Origin of the sequence: Mesorhizobium sp. M7D.F.Ca.US.004.01.2.1 (genome assembly GCF_003997785.1) — a bacterium.
Taxonomy (GTDB): Bacteria; Pseudomonadota; Alphaproteobacteria; order Rhizobiales; family Rhizobiaceae; genus Mesorhizobium; species Mesorhizobium loti.
The window spans coordinates 1-19,694 of record NZ_RZRQ01000021.1 but is presented as its reverse complement, the minus strand read 5'-3'; the positions used below and the strand labels follow the sequence as shown (position 1 = coordinate 19,694).

Genomic DNA, 19,694 nt, shown 5'->3' with positions numbered 1-19,694 from the left:
TCGCTCTCCTTGGCGCCTGGCTCAGCGATCGATCCTTGCCGCCTGTTGCGGGGAGTAGCGCTCTCCCTGCACGGCAATTGCCGAGACCACATTTTCGATGTCGGCAAGATCGTCCGCCGTCAGCGCAACCGCCGCCGATCCTATATTCTCCTCGAGGCGATTGAGCTTCGTGGTGCCGGGGATCGGAACGATCCAAGGCTTCCGCGCCAGCAGCCAGGCGAGCGCGACCTGGGCCGGGGTCACGTTCTTCCCGGCCGCGATCGCGACGATCGCATCGACCAGCGCCTGGTTCGCTCGCCTGGCCCCCTCCGCAAAACGCGGGACAGTGTTGCGGAAATCGCTGCTGTCGAACGTCGTGCTGGCGTTGATGGCGCCGGTGAGGAAGCCTTTGCCCAATGGGCTGAAGGGCACGAAGCCGATCCCCAGTTCTTCGAGGACCGGCAGGATCGCCTCCTCGGGTTCACGCCACCACAGCGAGTATTCGCTTTGAAGTGCGGTGACCGGCTGCACCGCATGCGCGCGACGGATGGTGCGCACGCCCGCCTCGGAGAGGCCGAAATGCTTGACCTTGCCTTGGCTGATCAAGTCCTTCACCGTGCCCGCCACCTCTTCGATGGGCACGACCGGATCGACGCGGTGCTGGTAGAGGAGATCGATGTGGTCGGTCCTCAGCCGTTTGAGAGAGGCCTCGACGACGTCGCGAATATGCTCCGGCCGGCTATCCATGCCGTCGTGTCCGGCCGTACCGGCGATGTCGATGCCGAACTTGGTGGCGATCACCACCTGGTCGCGGATTGGCTGCAGCGCCTCACCGACGACCTCCTCGTTCTTGAACGGGCCATAGACCTCGGCGGTGTCGAAGAAAGTGACGCCGCGCTCGAACGCTGAGCGGATCAGGCGGACAGCATCCGGCGTCTCCATCGGTTGCCCGTATGACTGGCTCATCCCCATGCAGCCCAGCCCGATGGCCGAGACTTCGAGACCACTTGTACCAAGTGTGCGCTTTTGCATTGTTGTTCTCCTTTCCTAGCGGTTCGTCATGTCCAGCACCGCTTGCGGCAGGCGAGCACCCTTTAACGTGATCTGCGAGGCAGCCTGGTCGATATCTTTGAGCTCCTCCGGCGCAAGCGCGATGGCGGCAGATCCGAGGTTCTCCTCCAGACGGTGCAGCTTCGTGGTGCCAGGGATCGGAACAATCCATGGCTTCTGAGCAATCAGCCAGGCAAGCGCGATCTGTGCCGGGGTGGCGCCCTTTGCTGCCGCCACCTTGCGCAGCAGGTCGACCAGCGGCACATTCGCCTTCAGCGCCTCGGGCGCGAAGCGGGGAACACTGGCGCGGAAGTCGGTGCTGGCAAACGTCGTGTTCGCATCCATCTTGCCGGTCAGAAAGCCTGCTCCCAGCGGGCTGAAGGGAACGAAACCGATGCCGAGTTCCTCCAGTGTTGGCAGGATCTCCGCCTCGGGTCCCCGATACCACAGTGAATATTCGCTCTGCACCGCGGTAACGGGATGGACAGCGTGAGCGCGCCGAATGGTCTGCGCTCCAGCTTCGGAGAGCCCGAAATACTTGACCTTGCCTTCCGCGATCAGCTCCTTCACCGCGCCCGCGACATCCTCGATTTGCACATTCGGATCGACGCGGTGCTGATAAAAGATGTCGATGCGATCGGTCCTGAGGCGCTTCAGTGAAGCTTCCGCGACCGCCCTGATATGATCCGGCCTGCTGTTCAGGCCGCCGCTGCGCTGGCCCGTCTCAAGATTGATGTCGAAGCCGAACTTCGTGGCAATCACCACTCTGTCCCGCAACGGCGCCAGCGCTTCGCCGATCAATTCCTCATTGACAAAGGGGCCGTAGGCCTCCGCCGTGTCGAACAGGGTGACGCCTTGATCCACGGCTGTCCGTATGAGCGAGATCATATCGCCCCTCACGGCTGGCGGCCCGTAGACCGAGGTCATGCCCATGCAGCCGAGTCCGAGAGCCGAGACTTCGAGACCGCTGGTTCCAAGTGTGCGCTTTTGCATTGTTGTTCTCCTTTCGATTCCTGTTGAGGCTGTCGCCCCATGTCCGGCACTCAGGCGTTCGCGCCGCTCGCAACCGCTTGCGCCGACTTGCGGGGCCGCACGATCAGCGCGCAGACGATCAGCAGCGCGAATGCCAGCATGGCGGAGCCGGCGGTGAGCGCGGTGCCGACGCGGTAGGCGAGCAGCTCCCGGCCATCGAGCGCGCCGGCGCCCACCGCCGCCACTGCAACAAGCACGCCGAGGCCAAGCGAATTGCCGAGCTGATGAGCGACGTTAACGACGCCCGAGGCGGCGCCGGCATCCTGGGGTGCGACGCCGGCAATGCCCGATGTGGTGAGCGGGCTGAGCGCCATGCCTTGTCCCGCGCCGATCAGCACCATGGGCAACGCCACACTGGTTAGGTAGGAAGTATCGAACGTGGCGCGGCTCAGCCACACCATGCCCGCGAGGCAGAGCGTGAGGCCGCAGGCGAGCAGCCGGCCGTTGCCGAACCTGCGGGTCAGCTGCGGCACGACCATCGCCACGGCGAAATTGACCATCGTCATCGGCAGGAAGGCCATGCCGGTCAGCGATGCCCTGTAGTTGAGTACCCCTTGCAGATACTGCGTGGTGAAGAAAAAGAAGCCGATCATGGCGCCCAGGAACAGGATACGGGCGGCGTATGCGCCAGCGCGCTCGCGGCTGGCAAACAGTCGCAGCGGCATGATCGGCTGCTTCGCGTTCCACTCGTTGACGACGAAGACGCCAAGCAGCAGCACGGCGCCCGCCAGCGACGCGATCGTCCCGGCGTTTGCCCAGCCAGTGTCGGCCGAACGGATAAAGCCGTAGACAAGGGCCGTCATGCCAACGGTCGAGGTCAGTGCGCCGACGATGTCGAGCTGGCCAGCACGCTGCTCGGTTTCCACGATGGTGCGGCGTGCGGCGATGATCATCGCGATGCCGATAGGGAGATTGATGAAGAAGCCGACGCGCCAGGAGATCCAGTCGGCAAGCACGCCGCCCAGCACCAGGCCGACGCTTGCCGCCACACCGGCCACGGCGCTGTAGTAGGACACGGCGCGGGTGCGTTCGGAGCCCTCGGCGAAGGTGGTCTGCAGGAGCGCCAGCGTCGACGGCGCCAGGATGGCGGCGCCAAGGCCCTGGATGGCCCGCGCGCTGATCATCCAGGCCGCTGATTGCGCAGCACCGATCGCCAGCGAGGCGAGCGTGAACAGGGCGAGCCCGACGATGAGCATCAGCCTACGGCCCAGAATGTCGCCCGCCCGTGCCCCCAGCAGCAGGAAGCCGCCGAAGGTCAAGGTATAGGCGCTCTGCACCCATGCCAGCCCGGCATCCGTGAAGCCCAGGCTTTGATGGATCTTCGGCAGGCCGGTGAGCACGATCGAGGTGTCGAGCACGATCATCACGTAGCTGACGAGGATAATCGCCAGGATGGCCGTCTTGTGCGGTGCGGGCGTGGACATTGTGCTGGCTCCGGCGATCAGGCCTGGTACTGCGCGTCGCTGACGGGCTCCATCCAGTCGACCGCCTTGCCGTCGAGCGCTTCCTGGATGGCGATGTGGGTCATGGCGGTGGTGGGTGCCGCGCCATGCCAGTGCTTCTCGCCCGGCTCGAAGCGAACCACGTCGCCGGGCCGGATTTCCTCGACCGGGCCGCCCTCGCGCTGCACGCGGCCGCAGCCGGCGGTGACGATCAGCAACTGGCCGAGCGGATGGGTGTGCCATGCGGTGCGCGCGCCGGGCTCGAAGGTGACGGCGTTGCCGGCCGCGCGGGCCGGTGCGATGGCTTGGAACAGCGGGTCGATGCGCACCGTGCCGGTGAACCAGTCGCCCGGTCCCTTGCCGGAGGCTTGAGAACCGCTTCGCTTGATATCCATGGTTTTGTTCCTTTTCCACGCCGGGCCCGACGCGGCCATTGGCTTCAAGGCCGCCCAGCTTTGGGCCGCCCGATCTTGTGATGCCAATTTAGGGCCTGCGATTGCCCATGATTAGCTGCTATAACCGGCATGTACTTATGAGAAGGGCTCATGAATGCCGCGAGACAATCTGAACGAGCTGACCGCTTTCCTCGCCGTCGCGCGCGAGGAAAGCTTCACCAGGGCGGCGGCCAAGCTCGGCGTTTCCCAATCGGCGCTCAGCCACACAGTTCGCACGCTGGAGGAGCGGCTGGGCGTCAGGCTTCTGACCCGCACCACGCGCAGCGTCTCGCCGACCGAAGCCGGCGAGCGGCTGCAGCGCACCGTCGGGCCGAGGCTCGACGAGATCGAGACCGAGCTCACGGCGCTCAGCGCCTTGCGCGAAAACCCCGCCGGCACCATCCGCATCACCGCCGGCGAGCATGCCGCCGATGCGATCCTGTGGCCGGCGATATCAAGGCTGCTGCCGGACTATCCCGACATCAGGATAGAGATCATCGTCGATTACGGCCTGACCGACATCGTTGCCGAGCGCTATGATGCCGGCGTGCGGCTGGGCGAACAGGTGGCACGCGACATGATCGCTGTGCGCATCGGCCCCGATATGCGCATGGCGGTGGTCGGGTCGCCGGCCTATTTCGCCACGCGGCCAAAACCACGCGTGCCGCAGGGCCTGACCGACCACAATTGCATCAATCTGCGGCTGCCGACCTATGGCGGGCTCTATGCGTGGGAGTTCGAGAAGGCCGGGCGCGAGCTGAAGGTGCGGGTCGAAGGCCAGCTGGTGTTCAACACAGCCGCACTGCGCATGAATGCCGTGCTCGCCGGATTGGGGCTCGCCTATATGCCCGACGACCAGGTGACAGCCTATCTGGCCGACGGCCGGCTGGTGCGGGTGCTCGCCGACTGGTGCGCGCCCTTCCCCGGCTACCATCTCTATTACCCCAGCCGCCGGCAGGCGACGCCAGCCTTCTCGCTGCTGGTCGACGCGCTGCGCTACCGGGATTAGATGTGAGCCTTTCGACCGGTCAGCATCGGTTGCCTGCCCGGTTGACGAAGCAGGACAGCATCGGCATCATTCTCCACGGCGTGGCCTGCGCCGAACCTCCAGGGACCGTCCCCAGCACGGCCTTTCAACGGAGGCAAAGGGGCTTTCCAGTCTCAGGCCGCTGTCTTGGTCCGACCGTTTCGGATGTGGTTGCTGGGGAACCCCATCCGGGACGTGAAAGGCCATGACAATGACGCAAAATACAAATTTCAAACGCCGTGTGCGGGCTCGCGCTGCCAGGACAGGCGAATCCTATACGGCTGCTCTCAGGCATTTTCACCGCGGTGCGCCGAACGATCCGGCGACCGAAGTGAGATCGGTGCGATTGGCCGTGGCGCAAAGCACCGTCCATGATGACCCCACCAACATCGGCGCGCTGCGCGACAGCGGGCTGGAGATGCGACGCCTGATGCGAGAGGCGCGGCAGGCGGGCGCGAGACTGCTGCACTTTCCCGAAGGCGCGACCTGCTCCCCCAACAAACGCATCATGTCGGCCAGGGGCCGCGAACATATCGGGCCTGCCGATTGGAGCCGGTTCGAATGGGCTGTCCTGCGCGAGGAACTGGAGGCGACGACAGCGCTTGCGCGCGAGCTTGGGCTGTGGACGGTCTTCGGTTCGGTGCATCGGCTGAGCGGACCGCGTCGGCCGCACAACAGCCTCTATGTCGTCTCCGATCGCGGCGAGCTGGTGACGCGCTATGACGAGCGCATGCTGTCGAACACCAAGATCTCCTTCATGTACACGCCGGGTTCGATCCCCATGACGTTCGAGGTCGACGGGCTCCGCTTCGGCTGCACGCTCGGCATGGAAGCGCACTTTCCCGAGATTTTCATCGACTATGAGAGGCTAGATGTCGACTGCGTCCTGTTCTCGACAATCACTGCCGCCGATGGTCCGGCCTTCGCCGTCGAGATGCAGGGACACGCGGCAAGCAACAATTACTGGGCGAGTTTCTCTCTCCCCGCGCAACACAGCCTGACCGCGCCTTCGGGGATCGTTGCCCCCGGTGGCCGCTGGGCGGCGCAATGTCCAGCCGATGGAACCGCCGCGATTGCCGTCGCCGATATCGACAACAATCCGGCAGACCCGGCCCGGCCCTGGCGGCGAACGGCGCGAGCGGGAATCTATCAGCCGCATCTGGTGGAAGACGACCAGCGCAGCAACGATCGCGGTATGTTCTAGCCGGGCGTGACCCGGAGGTCGGCTGGCGGCTGCCGGCCGCCCTCTGCGTTGCCGCCGATAGAGCGCAACCCATCTGGAATGAATCGTCGGTCGTTCTATCTTCCTGTTCGCGCGAACCACAGGTTCGAGACCAGGCATCAGCACCGGAGCAATCGCCGTGACCGACACCGATCTTACCGACACCTATCTCGGCTACATCGCTTGCCTCAACAATCAGGATTGGCGGCACCTGCACCGGTTCGTTCATGACGAGGTGCATTACAATGGCGACCGGATCGGACTGGCCGGGTATCGCAAGATGCTGGAGCGGGATTTTTCGGAGATTCCGGACCTCTATTTCGACATCCAGCTGCTGATCTCGGACACGCCCTTCATAGCCAGCCGGCTTCAGTTCAACTGCACGCCGATCGGAACCTTCCTTGGCCTGCCCATCAACGGCCGGAAAGTGTCCTTCAGCGAGAACGTCTTCTATGAATTTCTCGACGGCAGGATCAGGCATGTCTGGTCGGTGATCGACAAGGCCGCCATCGAAGCTCAGCTTTAGCCAGCTTTCAGCCCGTCGGTTTGGACTGCGTGACACCAGGCCACGCGGCCAGCAATTCGCGCGTATAGGCTTCCCGAGGTGATTTGAACAGCGATCCCACTTCACCGCCCTCGACCACCTTGCCGGCGCGCATGACGACGGCGTTTTCGGCAATCAGGCGCACGATCGCCAGATTGTGGCTGATGACCACCAGCGTGATGTTGTCCGACCGCCTGATGTCCTGCAGCAGATTGAGCAGGTCGCCCTGCACGGAGACGTCGAGACCGGCGGTGGGCTCATCGGCAATCAGGATCGACGGCTTCATCAGCAACGCCCGCGCGATCGCCACGCGCCGCGCCTGGCCGCCGCTAATCTCGTGCGGGTATTTGTCGATGACACCTGGCGGCAGGCCAAGCCGGTTCAGGATGACACGCAGCCGCTCATGCATTGCGGCATGCGGTTCCCTCAGCACCGTGCCGACCTCGTTCATCAGCGTGCGGATGCGGCTGCGCGGCGACAGCGAAGCAGCCGGATCCTGGAAGATCGGCTGGATGAAGCTGGCGCGTTGCTTGAGCGCCGCACGGCTGTGCACCAGCGGATTGCCGAGAATGCGAATCTCGCCCTGGTCAAGCTTCTGCAGGCCGAGAACGGCACGCATCAGCGTCGTCTTGCCGGAACCGGATTCGCCGACGATGCCGAAACACGTGCCTTGCGGGATGGCCAGCGACACGCCGTCGAGCGCGGCGGTCTCGCCAAAGCGCAGTTGCGCATTGCTGATCGAGATCGCGTCGGTCATGGCGTCGCCAACCGAAGGCAGCGGGCCCTGTGCTCGGCCTCGTTGCCGACCGGATAATCGCCGGGGTTGATAACGGCGCAATCGTCGAAGGAAACATCGCAGCGTCCGTTGAAGATGCAGCCGGGCGGCCGCCGGCGCGGGTCCGGCAGGTCGCCTGATATCACCGTGAAGCGGTTCTCCGAGGCATCGGCTTGGCGCTCGCGGTCGATCGGCACCTCGCAGTCGAACAGCATGCGCGTATAGGGATGGCCGGGCTGGCGCTGCACTTGTCTCACTGTGCCGCTTTCCAGTCTTTCGCCGGCATAGAGCACCGAAAGCCTGTCGCAATATTCGGTGACCAGGCCGAGGCTGTGGGTGATCAAAAGCACCGCGCAGCCGATGCGGTCGCGCAGGCCGATGATCTCACGCATTATCTGCGCCTCGACGGTGACATCGAGCGCCGTCGTCGGCTCGTCGGCGATCAGCAGCGCCGGTTCGGACAGCAGCGCCATGGCGATCACGACGCGCTGGCGCATGCCGCCGGACAGTTCATGCGGATACTGGTTCATCCGCCGCCGCGGGTTGCTGAGCTTGACCTTGTCGAGCGCATCTTCGGCCATCCCGACCCGGGCTTTGCGGTCGCTGCCGGGTGAGCGCCGGCGCAGCACTTCGCACAGCTGCGTGCCGATGGTGAACACTGGATTGAGCGACATCATCGGGTCCTGGAAGATCATCGCCATGCCGCGACCGCGCAACGCCGCCGTCGCATTGCGCTTCGTCAGGTCGAAGCTTTTGCCGTCGATCGTCGCCGTACCCGAGGTGACCTTGGCATTGTTGGCGAGCAGGCCCATCAGCGCGAAGGCGACGGTCGATTTTCCGCTGCCGGATTCGCCGACCAGCCCGAGCAATTCGCCCTTTTCTATGTCCAGCGACACGCCACGCAGCGCATGCGCGGTGCCTTGCGGCAGGCTGTAGTCGACCGACAGGTTGCGCAGCGAAATCGCCATCAGCGCACCCCCGCCGACTTCGGGTCGATGACGCGCCGCAGCGCTTCGCCGAGCAAGGTGGCGCCGAGCGTGGCGATGGCCAGCACAAGGGCTGCGGCAACAGTCGGCCACCAGGACTGGTTGATCGAGATGAAGCCGTCCTTGATCAGCGTGCCGAGCGACGATTTCGGCGGTTGCACGCCAAAGCCGAGGAAGGAGAGCGAAGCTTCGAAGGCGATCACCACAGGCAGGTTCATGCTGGCCAGCACGATGATCGGGCCGGCGACATTGGGCAGGTAGTGCCTGACCACGATGGTGACGGGATGGACGGCCAGCATGCGTTCGGCCTCGATGAAGCTCAGGGTGCGCAAGGTCTGGGCGCGGGCGCGCGCCATGCGGCCGAATTGCGGAATGAAGACGACGGTGACCAGAAGCACGAAGGTGGCCGAGCCCTTGCCGTAGAGCGCGATCAGCGCGAAGGCGAGGATGAGCGGCGGGAAAGCGTTGACGATGTCGAACACCGCCGTCACCGCCCGGTCGACCCAGCCCCCGGCGATGCCAGCGACAATGCCGATCAGCGAGCCTATGACCGACGAGATGACGACGATCATCACCGCCAGCGTCAGCGCATAGCGCGTGCCGACCGAGGTGCGCGCCATCAGGTCGCGGCCGAGATTGTCGGTGCCCAGAAGATGCATCACGCCCGGCGGCGCGAAGCGGGCCTTGATGTCGATGGCGTTCGGGTCGGGGCTGACCAGCGGTCCAACCAGCGCGAACACCAGGATGAGACACGTGAAGGCCAACCCAAGCCGGCCGTCGCGTTCCGAACAGATGCGTTTGAGCGTCGCGACCAGTCCGCTCATCCGCGGCCCACCGCGATGCGCGGGTCGAGCAGCGCGTTGATCATGTCGACCACCAGATTGGCGACGATGTAGAAGGCGACGATGAACACCACACAAGCCTGCACGACGGGGTAGTTGCGCTGGGCGATCGAATTGAAGATCAGGCTGCCGATGCCGGAGCGGGCGAAGATGATCTCGACGACGACCGAGCTGCCGATCAGGTCGCCGAGCCCGATGCCGAGGATGGACACCACCGGCACCAGGGCGAGCTTCAGCGCGTAGAGGCCGACGATGCGGTATTCGGAAACGCCATAGGCGCGCAGCGTGCGCACATGCAGTTCGGCCAGCGTGTCGAGCAGTGCGGCGCGCACAAGCCGCGAGATATAGCCGACCCAGCCGAGCGCCAGCGCCACGCTGGGCAAGATCAGATGCCGCAGCCGGTCCATGATGTCACCGGGGTTGCCGGCGCCCGCCACCGGCAGCCAGTGCAGACCGATGGCGAAGATCAGGAACAGGATCACCGAGACCACCAGGGTCGGCGTTGTGATGAAGGAGATCGACAGCAACGCCAGGCCGCTGTCGAGCCAAGAGCCCGGTTTCAGTGCAGCGATGACGCCGATCGGAATGCCCACAACCAGAGCCAGCGCCAGGGCACTGAAGGCAAGCGCCAGCGTGTTGGGAATGACATCGAGCACGATGTCGAGGATCGGCCGGTGCGAAACGACATCCTCGCCGAAATTGCCGGTTGCGGCACGGCTGGCGAACAACCAGAGCTGCTCGACCATGCTGCGGTCGAGACCCATGTCATGGGTGATCTGGGCGCGCAGCTCCGGCGTCGCTCGCGGGCCGAGCATCACCGAGGTGAAATCCCCCGGCACCAGGCGCACCATCAGGAACAGCAGCAGCGTGGCGCCGGCGATGGTCAGCACCACCGACGCCAGACGGCTGGCGATGAAAGCAGCGGTCCGTTGCGACCTGGTCATGAACGCTCCGGGTCCGGCCCGCCACATCTGGTCATCTGGTCAACCACCCCTCCCAGGTCCACCGGTTTGACCTCACGCCTTGTCGAAGAACTCGAACTGCCAGTCCTTGCCATTGGGCAGGAACATCGGCTTCAGCCAGGCCGCGTCGACGAAGAAGTTGCGGCCATGCGTGATCCAGATGCAGGAGGCCGATTCATCGAGCAGCTTCTGCATGTTGATATAGATCGCCTCGCGCTTGGCCTTGTCCAGCGTCTCCAGCCCTTCCTGGTGGAGCTTGTCGAATTCGGGACTGTTCCAGCGCTGCCAGTTCCACAGGCCGATCTGGCTGGCGAGGAACCATTGCGTCTGGAAGCTCGGGTCGAATTTCGACGTGTAGGGAATGAGCGTCAGTTCGAGATCCTTGCTGGCATCGTCGGCGCCGAGCGCCCAGTAGGCACCGGAATCCATCGCGTTGATGGTGAGCGTGATGCCGACCTCGGCGAGATTGGCCTGGGCGATCTGCGCGACCGCCAGCGAGGTCGCGTCGTTGAGGCAGGTGAAGGTGAAGGTCAGCCCCGCCTTGCCGGATTCAGTGAGCAGCGCCCGCGCCTTGGCGACGTCCCTGGTGTAGAGCGGCGCGTCGGCCCAATTGCCGAGCAGGCCGGGCGCTAGCAGCGTCTTGGCGCGCGAGGTGGCGCCGGAATAGGCGCCCTGGATGATGGCATCGACATCGATCGCGAAGCGGATCGCCTGGCGCACCTTGAGGTCGGCAAGATCGCCCTTTTCGACGTTGATGCCGATCCAGGTGTAGTCGATGCCGGGAATGTCGATAACCTTGGTGTCCGGCAGGCCTTTGGCGGTGTCGAGCTGGTCGGCATCGAAGGCGGTGAAGTCGAGTTCCTTGGCTTGATAGGACAGGAAGGAGGTCTTGTGCTCGGGGATGATCTTGCCGGTGATCTCCTCGAAATGCGCCTTGTAGGGTCCCTTGTAGTCGGGATTGGCGGCGAGCACGAACTGCTCCTTCGGGCGCCATTCCTTGAGCACCATCGGGCCGGATCCGATCAGCGTCGTGGCGATCTTGTCGCCCAGTTGTTCGACGGCCTTCTTCGACAGGATCGCGCCTGACGCATCACAGATGCCGATCAGCCAGAGCGCCGCCGATGGATGCTTGAGGATCAGCTTGCCGGTGTATTTGCCGGTCACCTCGACCGATTTCAGCGCTTCCATGTCGTCGGCATAGGCGAGCTTCTTGCCGCTCTTGTCTCCGTTGATGTAGCGGTCGAACGAGTATTTGACGTCGTCGGCGGTCATCTCGCCGAAATCGCCGGTGAACATCTGGCCGGGGTTGAGCTCGAAGTCGAACTCGGTGTCGGAGATCTGCTTGATCTCCTTGGCCGCGTCATTCGTCCAGCTGGTCTTGCCCGGCTCGAAGCGCACCAGGGTCTGGCAGACCGAGCGGATGATGTTGCCTTCGGTGGTGCCGACGCGGTTGCCCGGATCGAGATTGCCGATGTCGGCATCGAGCGCGATGATCGGGTTGGTTCTGTCGGCCGCCCGCGCAAAGCCGATATAGGGCAGGATCGCCAGTGCCGACGAGCCGGCCAGGAATGTTCTGCGGTCGAGTTTCATGCGCATTTTTGTTCCCCTTTTTGTTGGCTGCACGTTTGTTGATTATAGGCAGTCGCGTGGAATGACCTCGTCGTAAGTCCGTTCGGCGAAGATCGTTCCCCGCTCATAGGCCTTGAGCCAGCCGCTGATGTGGAAACTGTCGCGGTCGCAGCTGACCGTGATTTCGCAATCGAGGCGCGCGTTCCAGTCCGGGCGGGTCAGTTCCTCATGGCAGGTCACTTGCGTCACGCAGCTCGTCGGGTCGTTGTCTGATATCCCATAGATCTTGCGGCGCCAGGAGGTGATCTCGGTGCCGATGTCCTCGAAGACGAAGCGGCCATCGTCGGACAGCGCCGTCAGTTCGGTGCGCTCGGTCGGCAGGTCTGTCGTCAGCGAGCGCAGCTGGCGAGCCGGCTCCTTGACCGTCACCGGACCCGGCTCGGCCCACAGCGCTTCCTCGAAGGCGACGGGCGCCAGGCCCTCCTCGCTGGCCAGGAGCGACAGATCGAGCCGGCAGCCCTTCGGGTCGAAGGTCAGCATGGTACGCTCCGGCGACGGCCAGGCCATCGGCCAGTAGGAGGACGAAATGGCTACCCGCAGCCTGTGCCCTTCGGGGATGATCTGCGCCACCGGCTTGAAGTCAAGCTCGACATCCTCGAACTGTCCTGGCGTCAGCGGCGTCGGGAATTCGTGGCTCTCGCGGTGCGCCAGATTGAGCAGCGCAAAGGTGATGAAGGCCGAGGTGCCGTCGGGCGCCACATCGTTCAGCCTGACGCAGATCTGCGCCTGCGGTTTGTCCGATGCAACGCGCAGCCTGATTTTCGAGATGCCGGCAAGCGGCAGGTCGGCCGCCATCGCCGCGCTGTCGAAGCACAGCGAGCCGCCATCGTCCGCACGCTGGTCGCGCGCGCCTTCGGCCGAGATGCGGCCCTGGCCGTAGGGGCACCATTCTTGCCCCTGCACGCCGGTTGTGAGCGGCGATGAAATGGTCAGCGGCCCTGCCCCGTCGCCCTGCGTTTCGCCGAGTTTGCCGTCGCCGTTCAGCCAATAAGCCTTGCCGCCGATCTGTTTTGCCGGCCATTGCGGAAAGCCAAGCCAGCGGCCCGGCCGGACATCGATGTGCGAATGCGGCCTGGCATAGTCCATCAGATAAAGGCGCATATCGGGATCGCTGTCAGCGCCGTTGTCGATCCCCTTCAGCCAATGATCGTACCAGCGGATGCATTCCTGCAGATAGCCGATTGCCGGCCCCGGCACGCCGCTGTTCGGCTCCTTGTGGCCCCAGGGACCGCAAAGGCCCTTGGCCGGCGCCTCGAGATTCTCGACTAGGTTGAAGATGGTCTGCGTATAGCCGTCGAGATAGCCGCCGACGGCCAGCACCGCGCACTCGATCGCGGAGAAATCCTCGCAGACAGAGCCCTGCTTCCAGAACGCATCGCGGCGCTGGTGCTTCAGCCACTCGGCGGCATGGTTCTTGTGGTCGTCGAGGCGGTCTCTCCACATCTGCCGCCAGCGATCCTCGCCGACGACGGCCGGGTCCGGCGGCAGTGCCGAATAGCCGAACAGCGCTCCGCCCCAGCCGAAATTGTCGTTGATCACGAGGCCGCCATTGTAATGCGCGTCGCAGGCATAGCGGTCGTCGGTCGAGCACGCCGTGATGACCGCCTTCAGCTGCGGCGGTCGACGCGCCGCCAGCTGCAGGCCTGAGAACCCACCCCAGCTGATGCCGATCATGCCGGCGACGCCGGTGCACCAGGGCTGCGCGCACAGATGCGCCAGGATCTCCAGTCCGTCATCCTGCTCGCGTTTGACATATTCGTCGTCGAGCAGGCCGTCGGAATCGCCGGCACCGGAAATGTCGACGCGCGCGCAGGCATAGCCATGCCCGGCGAAGAAAAGATGCATCTCGTCGTCGCCGGTGCGCGTGCCGTCGCGGCGGCGATACGGTATGTATTCGAGGATTACCGGAACGGGGTTTTTCTCGGCGTCATCAGGCAGGAACAGACGGGCGGCCAGCTTGCGGCCGTCGGCAAGCGGAATCCAGTGGGTTTCGACCGTTCTGACCCCGGAAATGACGACGCTGGGCATGTGAACTCCGGCTTGGATTGAATGACGATATAATGTATTGAATGGCCAATCAATATACAAACGAGAAGGCATTGCAATGGCGAAACGATCAATCAAGGCGATGCGCCGCGACGAGCTGGTCGACGCCGCGATTGCCGTCGTCGGCGAGGAAGGCATGTCCGGCGCCACGATGGCGGTGATCGCCCGGCGCGCCGGCATGTCGGCTGGGCTGGTCAACCATTATTTCGACAGCAAGGAAGAGCTGATGGCATTGGCCATGCGCAACCTGTCGAACCTGTTTCGCCAGGATATTCTGAAGCTGGCGCCTGCCGATCCGACGCCCGCACAACGGCTGAAGGCGATCGTCGATGGCTCCTTCGCACCGCAGCACCTCGGCGTGCCCAAGCGCGCCGTGACCTGGATGCAGTTCATGATCGCAGCGCAGACCGAGCCGCGCATCAAGCATCTCTACCACCTGACCGGCGCGCGCTTCGTTTCCAACATCCGCTATGCCGTCAAACGGCTGGTTCCGGCCGACCAGGTCGACGACACCGTCGACGGCATCGCCGCGCTGATCGACGGCTTCTTCTGGCAGAACGCGGGGGAGTATGTGGAAGAGGATCTTGAGCGGGCGCGGCGGATCTGCTGGCGCTACATCTGCCTGCTGATCCCCGGCGTCGAGGGATAGGAGGATCGCCACGCCGTCAGGCGTTTGCACTGCCAGCGTCCGAGGAATCATTCGTAAAAATCGATCGTTCTAACGAGAATAATTCGTTGGAAAGATCGGTGTAGGAATGACATTCTCCCAGCGTACCAGTCTGGAGCATTGCATTGTCTTCCGTTTCCCACTTCGCGAACGATATTCCGAAAAGCGCGTTTCCTGCCGATCTGACGCAAGGGCGAAGATCCCTCAACTGGAATGGCATCGTCCCCGGCATCGTCCTTGTCGCGATGATCACTGCCGTCGCCTTCTCGGCCCGCAACGTCTCCGGCTTCGCTTTGTTCAGCCCGATGATCCTCGCGGTGGTCGCCGGCATGATCTACTCCAACGTGCTCGGCACGCCCGCCCATGCCAAGGCCGGCATCGCGTTTTCGCAGCGCCGACTGCTGCGCTTCGCCATCGTGCTGCTCGGATTCCAGCTGACGCTTGGACAAGTTGTGTCGATCGGCGCCGGCGGCGTCGGCATTGTCGCGGCGACGCTTGGCGTCACCTTCGTTTTCACCATCATGCTCGGCCGGCTGATCGGCGTCGACGCCAAGCTGGCGCAGTTGATCGCCGCCGGCACCTCGATCTGCGGCGCCTCGGCCATCGTCGCCACCAACATCGTCACCGATGCGCGCGACGAGGACGTCACCTACGCCGTCGCCTCGATCACCTTGTTCGGCACCGTCGCCATGCTCGGCTTCCCGCTTATGGCGCCCATGCTCGGCCTCGACCAGCACGCTTTCGGCCTGTGGGCTGGCGCTTCGATCCATGAGGTGGCGCAAGTCATTGGCGCCGGCTTCCAGAACGGCACCCAGTCCGGCGAGATCGCCACCGTCGCCAAGCTGACCCGCGTCGCCATGCTGGCGCCGATGGTCGTCGCACTCGGCCTGATGGCGCGCCGCAAGAGCGGCGATCAGACAGCCGCGCGGCCTCCCATGCCGTGGTTCGTCGCCGCCTTCGTCGCCGTCGTGGCGCTGAACAGCCTGGTCACGGTGCCTGCCGAGGTGAAATCCGCCATGGCGCTCGCCACCACCATCATGCTGACCATGGGGCTGGCCGCCATGGGCCTGCAGGCCGACATTTCGCAGCTGCGCTCCCGCGGCCTGCGCCCGCTGGCGCTCGCCTTCTCGGCCTTCCTGTTCATCGGCTGCTTCAGCCTGATGCTGGTGAAGTTCGTCTGAGGGTTCAAAGGTAGCGCTCCACGGCGCCCCCCTCTGTCCTGCCGGACATCTCCCCCACAGGTGGGGAGATTGGATGCCGCGACCGATATCGCCAATTTTCAGCGTTGCAAGCGAGAGCCGGCGTCACAGCTGCCCGGTCTCCCTCCTTGTGGGGGAGATGTCCGGCAGGACAGAGGGGGGCGCGAAGGAACTCGACGGCGGATGCTGGATCGAGGAACTAATCCTCGAAGGAACTCGCCGCGGCATAGATCGCCGCCAGCGTCTCGATGCCGGCCTGGTCGGCCTTGTCGAAGCGGGCGGGCAGCGGGCTGTCGAGATCGAGCACGCCGAAGACGCCGTCATCGTCCTCGAGCAGCACGACCAGTTCCGAGCGCGAATCGGCGTCGCAGGCGATGTGGCCGGGAAAATCATGCACGTCCTTGATCAGCATCGAGGTGCCGAGTTCGACCGCGGTTCCGCACACGCCCTTGCCGACGGCGATGCGCACACAGGCCGGCTTGCCCTGGAACGGTCCGAGCACCATTTCCTCGTCCGACTGCAGGAAATAGAACCCCGCCCAGTTGAGGTCCGGCACCATCTGGAAGATCAGCGCCGCGGTGTTGGCGGCGTTGGCGATCGAATCGCGCTCGCCCTCGAGCAGCGCCTTAAGCTGGGTGGCGAGGTCACGGTAGAACGCGGCCTTGTCCGACGTGTCGATGGCCTTGGCCGCAAACATGAACTTGTCTCCCTATCGAGAATCGCGGTTTCGTCTCGGTCGCCTGCCAAAATCTGGCAAGCTCCGCACCAAACGACCACGGATGATACTAGCGTGAATTCCATCCCCTCCGAAAGCCGCAAGATCAGGATTGCCGCAGCTGTGATCACGGATGCGTCGGGCAAATTGCTGCTGGTGCGCAAGCGCGATACCAACGCCTTCATGCAACCCGGCGGCAAGATCGAGCCGGACGAGGAACCGGTCGATGCCCTGGTGCGCGAATTGCGCGAGGAACTCGGATTGGTGATCGACCCCCGCATCGCCGCCCGGCTCGGCCTGTTTTCGGCTAAGGCGGCCAATGAGCCGGATTACACGGTCGAAGCGGAATTGTTCGCGCTCACTTTTGCCGCACAGCCGATCGAGAGCCAGCCGATGCCGGCCGCCGAAATCGAGGAGATGATCTGGCTGGACCCGCAAGCGACCGACGGCATCGAACTCGCGCCGCTGACACGCGACGTGGTGCTGAGGTTGAGCGGAAAGTAGTGGCGTACGAGCCGCAGAGCCTTACATCGGGCGTTTGGGCTCGCTCTTTGCTGGCGTTGCCGTGTCGGAGTCGGATTTCTTGTGCTTGTCGGCGGCAATCCTGCGGATGCGGTCGAAGCGGCTTTCCTCGGTTTTTTCGGTCGTGACGACCGTCTCTGGCTTCCGCACGAACGTGATCATGGATCGGTCTCCTGGGCTAGAGGCCTGAACGCCGGGAGAAAATCCCCCGGCGGTAGTCCCGGCTCTTGGAACCGGCGTGGAAGATTCAGGTCAGGCCGAGCCGAAACCGGCGTTTGCAGGCCGGCCTCACCTGAATCAGGATCAGTAGCCGCCCATGCCGCCGCCGCCACCACCTGCCGGTGCTGCATCCTTGGCCGGAATGTCGGTGATCATCGCTTCGGCGGTGATCAGCAGGGCTGCGATCGAGCCGGCATCCTGCAGTGCGGTGCGCACCACTTTCGCCGGATCGACGATGCCCGCCTTGATCATGTCGACATAGGTCTCGTTCTGGGCGTCGAAGCCCTGATTGTGGTCCTTGCTGTCGGTGAGCTTGCCGACGACGATCGAGCCTTCGACGCCGGAATTCTCGGCGATCTGGCGGATCGGCGCTTCGAGCGCCCTAAGCACGATCGTGATGCCGGCTGTGACATCGGCATTGGCGCCGGTCAGGCCGCCAAGCACCGAGCGGGCACGCAGCAGAGCCACGCCGCCGCCGGGCACGATGCCTTCTTCAACCGCCGCGCGCGTTGCGTTCAGCGCGTCGTCGATGCGGTCCTTCTTTTCCTTGACTTCCGACTCTGTTACGCCGCCGACGCGGATGACGGCAACGCCGCCGGAGAGCTTGGCCAGCCGCTCCTGCAGCTTTTCCTTGTCGTAGTCGGAGGTCGTCTCCTCGATCTGACCCTTGATCTGGGCGACGCGCGCCTGGATCGTCGCCTTGGTGCCGGCGCCGTCGATGATCGTGGTGGTGTCCTTCTCGATCAGCACGCGCTTGGCGCGGCCGAGCATCTCGATGGTGACGTTTTCGAGCTTGATGCCGAGGTCCTCGGAGATCATCTGGCCTGATGTCAGCACGGCGATGTCTTCCAGCATCGCCTTGCGGCGGTCACCGAAGCCCGGCGCCTTGACGGCCGCGACCTTGAGGCCGCCGCGCAGCTTGTTGACGACCAGCGTCGCCAGAGCCTCGCCCTCGACGTCCTCGGAGATGATCAGCAGCGGCCTGCCGCTCTGCACCACCGCCTCGAGGATCGGCAGCATCGCCTGCAGATTGCCGAGCTTCTTCTCGTGGATGAGGATGTAGGGCTCTTCTAGCTCGACGCGCATCTTGTCGGCATTGGTGACGAAATAGGGGCTGAGATAGCCGCGGTCGAACTGCATGCCTTCGACGACGTCGAGCTCGGTCTCGGCGGTCTTGGCTTCCTCGACGGTGATGACGCCGTCATTGCCGACCTTGTCCATCGCCTTGGCGATCATCTCGCCGACGCTGGCATCGCCATTGGCGGCGATAGTGCCGACCTGTGCGATCTCGGCCGATGACTTGACCTTCTTGGCGCGCGCCTGGATTTCCTTGACCACGGCGGAAACCGCCTGGTCGATGCCGCGCTTGAGGTCCATCGGGTTCATGCCGGCGGCGACCAGCTTGGCACCTTCGCGCAGGATCGAAGCGGCCAGCACGGTTGCGGTGGTGGTGCCGTCACCGGCGAGGTCGTTGGTCTTCGAGGCGACTTCGCGCACCATCTGCGCGCCCATGTTCTCGAACTTGTCGGCAAGCTCGATTTCCTTGGCGACGGTGACGCCGTCCTTGGTGATGCGCGGCGCGCCATAGGCCTTGTCGATGATGACGTTGCGGCCCTTGGGGCCGAGCGTGACCTTCACCGCATTGGTGAGGATCTCGACGCCGCGCAGCATGCGGTCGCGCGCATCAGTGGAGAATTTGATTTCCTTGGCAGACATGATTTTTTATCCAGTTCGGTTTGAGGAAGGCAGAGCCCTGCCCTCCATGATCAAAGCCCGGAGTGTCCCTTGCGCATCCCGAAGGACACGCAGCGCTCCAATCAGGCGGCCTTCTTGGCAGGCACGGTCTTCTCGACGCCCGTCTTGTCGACGGCGCTCTTGTCGATAACGCCCATGATGTCGGCTTCCTTCATGATCAGAAGGTCCTCGCCGTCGATCTTGACCTCGGTGCCCGACCATTTGCCGAACAGGATGAAGTCGCCGGCCTTGACGTCGAGTGCAATCAGCGCGCCGTTTTCGTCGCGTGCACCCGGGCCGACGGCGATGACTTCGCCTTCCTGCGGCTTTTCCTTGGCATTGTCGGGAATGATGATGCCGCCCTTGGATTTGATATCGCCTTCAGCGCGACGAATGACGACGCGGTCGTGGAGTGGCCGAAATTTCATGGGAACTTCTTTCTGGGGCCGGCACAGGCGGCCACGCCCGTCCTTTATAGACGCGTTGGCACTCGATAGATAGGAGTGCCAAAAATTATTCGCGGGCCAGATTAAATATTCAAAAGTATTATTTCGGCCAGCCGTTTCGTGCTATCCGCAGAGTGTCAAATAATTCAAAAGATTGAATTTTGCCGATCGAGTGCCTATTTATCGAACAAGTTCACTTTCACGATTTCAGGCACAAGGGAG

The 19,694-nt window shown here is 63.9% G+C and carries 20 protein-coding genes; 6 read left to right on the top strand and 14 right to left on the bottom strand.

Features of this window, described 5'->3' with window-relative positions; all coding sequences use genetic code 11:
• Positions 1-21: 21 nt before the first annotated feature.
• The 4 genes from EN993_RS06085 to EN993_RS06070 are packed head-to-tail and all read right to left on the bottom strand — an operon-like array spanning position 22 to position 3,898.
• Entirely contained in the window at positions 22-1,011 is a 990-nt protein-coding gene (locus EN993_RS06085) for an aldo/keto reductase (RefSeq protein ID WP_127262661.1), read from the bottom strand.
• A gap of 15 nt (positions 1,012-1,026) precedes the next feature.
• Positions 1,027-2,022 (bottom strand): aldo/keto reductase, encoded by a 996-nt coding sequence (locus EN993_RS06080; protein ID WP_127262660.1) that lies wholly within the window; start codon positions 2,020-2,022, stop codon positions 1,027-1,029.
• Between the two features lie 50 nt (positions 2,023-2,072).
• Positions 2,073-3,485 carry an MFS transporter gene (locus tag EN993_RS06075; protein ID WP_127262659.1) on the bottom strand — a complete coding sequence of 471 codons (1,413 nt, stop codon included), beginning with the start codon at positions 3,483-3,485 and terminating at the stop codon, positions 2,073-2,075.
• Positions 3,486-3,502: 17 nt separating this feature from the next.
• Positions 3,503-3,898, bottom strand: a complete 396-nt coding sequence (locus EN993_RS06070) for a cupin domain-containing protein (RefSeq protein ID WP_109661356.1) — start codon at positions 3,896-3,898, stop codon at positions 3,503-3,505.
• 154 nt (positions 3,899-4,052) lie between these two features.
• Here EN993_RS06070 and EN993_RS06065 point away from each other — a divergent pair, with 154 nt between their 5' ends.
• The 3 genes from EN993_RS06065 to EN993_RS06055 all read left to right on the top strand — a co-directional run bounded on the left by EN993_RS06065 (position 4,053) and on the right by EN993_RS06055 (position 6,712).
• Complete coding sequence (locus EN993_RS06065) at positions 4,053-4,946, top strand: LysR family transcriptional regulator (protein WP_127262658.1); 894 nt, start codon at positions 4,053-4,055, stop codon at positions 4,944-4,946.
• Between the two features lie 229 nt (positions 4,947-5,175).
• Positions 5,176-6,168 carry a carbon-nitrogen hydrolase family protein gene (locus tag EN993_RS06060; RefSeq protein WP_127262657.1) on the top strand — a complete coding sequence of 331 codons (993 nt, stop codon included), beginning with the start codon at positions 5,176-5,178 and terminating at the stop codon, positions 6,166-6,168.
• Between the two features lie 157 nt (positions 6,169-6,325).
• Entirely contained in the window at positions 6,326-6,712 is a 387-nt protein-coding gene (locus EN993_RS06055) for an ester cyclase (protein ID WP_127262656.1), read from the top strand.
• 7 nt (positions 6,713-6,719) lie between these two features.
• Here the strand turns inward: EN993_RS06055 and EN993_RS06050 are convergent, their stop codons facing one another.
• The 6 genes from EN993_RS06050 to EN993_RS06025 form a co-directional block, all read right to left on the bottom strand.
• Positions 6,720-7,487 carry a dipeptide/oligopeptide/nickel ABC transporter ATP-binding protein gene (locus tag EN993_RS06050; protein ID WP_109660356.1) on the bottom strand — a complete coding sequence of 256 codons (768 nt, stop codon included), beginning with the start codon at positions 7,485-7,487 and terminating at the stop codon, positions 6,720-6,722.
• Positions 7,484-8,473: an ABC transporter ATP-binding protein gene (locus EN993_RS06045; protein WP_109660354.1), complete on the bottom strand. Its 990-nt coding sequence runs from the start codon at positions 8,471-8,473 to the stop codon at positions 7,484-7,486. Before EN993_RS06045 ends, EN993_RS06050 begins: the two co-directional genes overlap by 4 nt.
• Entirely contained in the window at positions 8,473-9,315 is an 843-nt protein-coding gene (locus EN993_RS06040; protein ID WP_109660351.1) for an ABC transporter permease, read from the bottom strand. Before EN993_RS06040 ends, EN993_RS06045 begins: the two co-directional genes overlap by 1 nt.
• A complete protein-coding gene (locus EN993_RS06035) occupies positions 9,312-10,277 on the bottom strand; it encodes an ABC transporter permease (protein WP_164757555.1) in 966 nt (321 codons plus the stop codon). The genes EN993_RS06040 and EN993_RS06035 overlap by 4 nt, the downstream gene beginning before the upstream one ends.
• 72 nt (positions 10,278-10,349) lie before the next feature.
• Positions 10,350-11,891 carry an ABC transporter substrate-binding protein gene (locus EN993_RS06030; RefSeq protein ID WP_126069924.1) on the bottom strand — a complete coding sequence of 514 codons (1,542 nt, stop codon included), beginning with the start codon at positions 11,889-11,891 and terminating at the stop codon, positions 10,350-10,352.
• Positions 11,892-11,927: 36 nt separating this feature from the next.
• Positions 11,928-13,952 (bottom strand): CocE/NonD family hydrolase, encoded by a 2,025-nt coding sequence (locus EN993_RS06025; RefSeq protein WP_164757554.1) that lies wholly within the window; start codon positions 13,950-13,952, stop codon positions 11,928-11,930.
• 76 nt (positions 13,953-14,028) lie between these two features.
• On the opposite strand from EN993_RS06025, the gene betI reads away from it, so the two are divergent.
• Both betI and EN993_RS06015 read left to right on the top strand, forming a co-directional pair.
• Complete coding sequence (betI, locus tag EN993_RS06020) at positions 14,029-14,619, top strand: transcriptional regulator BetI (RefSeq protein ID WP_127262654.1); 591 nt, start codon at positions 14,029-14,031, stop codon at positions 14,617-14,619.
• A 143-nt stretch (positions 14,620-14,762) separates the two neighbouring features.
• Entirely contained in the window at positions 14,763-15,818 is a 1,056-nt protein-coding gene (locus EN993_RS06015) for a YeiH family protein (RefSeq protein WP_127262653.1), read from the top strand.
• Between the two features lie 217 nt (positions 15,819-16,035).
• Here EN993_RS06015 and EN993_RS06010 read toward each other — a convergent pair whose 3' ends face one another.
• Complete coding sequence (locus EN993_RS06010) at positions 16,036-16,533, bottom strand: GAF domain-containing protein (RefSeq protein ID WP_109660343.1); 498 nt, start codon at positions 16,531-16,533, stop codon at positions 16,036-16,038.
• A 93-nt stretch (positions 16,534-16,626) separates the two neighbouring features.
• Between EN993_RS06010 and EN993_RS06005 the strand changes: the two genes are divergently transcribed.
• Positions 16,627-17,055 (top strand): NUDIX domain-containing protein, encoded by a 429-nt coding sequence (locus tag EN993_RS06005; RefSeq protein ID WP_109660341.1) that lies wholly within the window; start codon positions 16,627-16,629, stop codon positions 17,053-17,055.
• A 21-nt stretch (positions 17,056-17,076) separates the two neighbouring features.
• Here the strand turns inward: EN993_RS06005 and EN993_RS36955 are convergent, their stop codons facing one another.
• From EN993_RS36955 to EN993_RS05995, 3 genes are all read right to left on the bottom strand, one after another.
• Positions 17,077-17,235 carry a hypothetical protein gene (locus EN993_RS36955; RefSeq protein WP_164482308.1) on the bottom strand — a complete coding sequence of 53 codons (159 nt, stop codon included), beginning with the start codon at positions 17,233-17,235 and terminating at the stop codon, positions 17,077-17,079.
• A 141-nt stretch (positions 17,236-17,376) separates the two neighbouring features.
• Positions 17,377-19,008 (bottom strand): chaperonin GroEL, encoded by a 1,632-nt coding sequence (gene groL / locus EN993_RS06000; protein WP_109660339.1) that lies wholly within the window; start codon positions 19,006-19,008, stop codon positions 17,377-17,379.
• 101 nt (positions 19,009-19,109) lie between these two features.
• On the bottom strand, positions 19,110-19,454 hold the full coding sequence (locus tag EN993_RS05995; protein ID WP_109660338.1) for a co-chaperone GroES: 345 nt from the start codon (positions 19,452-19,454) through the stop codon (positions 19,110-19,112).
• Positions 19,455-19,694 lie beyond the last annotated feature (240 nt).

Bases quoted from the DNA above. Each gene is read 5' to 3' on its own strand.
- EN993_RS06085 (WP_127262661.1), bottom strand. From the start codon at position 1,011: ATGCAAAAGCGCACACTTGGTACAAGTGGTCTCGAAGTCTCGGCCATC.
- EN993_RS06080 (WP_127262660.1), bottom strand. From the start codon at position 2,022: ATGCAAAAGCGCACACTTGGAACCAGCGGTCTCGAAGTCTCGGCTCTC.
- EN993_RS06075 (WP_127262659.1), bottom strand. From the start codon at position 3,485: ATGTCCACGCCCGCACCGCACAAGACGGCCATCCTGGCGATTATCCTC.
- EN993_RS06070 (WP_109661356.1), bottom strand. From the start codon at position 3,898: ATGGATATCAAGCGAAGCGGTTCTCAAGCCTCCGGCAAGGGACCGGGC.
- EN993_RS06065 (WP_127262658.1), top strand. From the start codon at position 4,053: ATGCCGCGAGACAATCTGAACGAGCTGACCGCTTTCCTCGCCGTCGCG.
- EN993_RS06060 (WP_127262657.1), top strand. From the start codon at position 5,176: ATGACGCAAAATACAAATTTCAAACGCCGTGTGCGGGCTCGCGCTGCC.
- EN993_RS06050 (WP_109660356.1), bottom strand. From the start codon at position 7,487: ATGACCGACGCGATCTCGATCAGCAATGCGCAACTGCGCTTTGGCGAG.
- EN993_RS06045 (WP_109660354.1), bottom strand. From the start codon at position 8,473: ATGGCGATTTCGCTGCGCAACCTGTCGGTCGACTACAGCCTGCCGCAA.
- EN993_RS06040 (WP_109660351.1), bottom strand. From the start codon at position 9,315: ATGAGCGGACTGGTCGCGACGCTCAAACGCATCTGTTCGGAACGCGAC.
- EN993_RS06035 (WP_164757555.1), bottom strand. From the start codon at position 10,277: ATGACCAGGTCGCAACGGACCGCTGCTTTCATCGCCAGCCGTCTGGCG.
- EN993_RS06030 (WP_126069924.1), bottom strand. From the start codon at position 11,891: ATGCGCATGAAACTCGACCGCAGAACATTCCTGGCCGGCTCGTCGGCA.
- EN993_RS06025 (WP_164757554.1), bottom strand. From the start codon at position 13,952: ATGCCCAGCGTCGTCATTTCCGGGGTCAGAACGGTCGAAACCCACTGG.
- betI (WP_127262654.1), top strand. From the start codon at position 14,029: ATGGCGAAACGATCAATCAAGGCGATGCGCCGCGACGAGCTGGTCGAC.
- EN993_RS06010 (WP_109660343.1), bottom strand. From the start codon at position 16,533: ATGTTTGCGGCCAAGGCCATCGACACGTCGGACAAGGCCGCGTTCTAC.
- EN993_RS36955 (WP_164482308.1), bottom strand. From the start codon at position 17,235: ATGATCACGTTCGTGCGGAAGCCAGAGACGGTCGTCACGACCGAAAAA.
- groL (WP_109660339.1), bottom strand. From the start codon at position 19,008: ATGTCTGCCAAGGAAATCAAATTCTCCACTGATGCGCGCGACCGCATG.
- EN993_RS05995 (WP_109660338.1), bottom strand. From the start codon at position 19,454: ATGAAATTTCGGCCACTCCACGACCGCGTCGTCATTCGTCGCGCTGAA.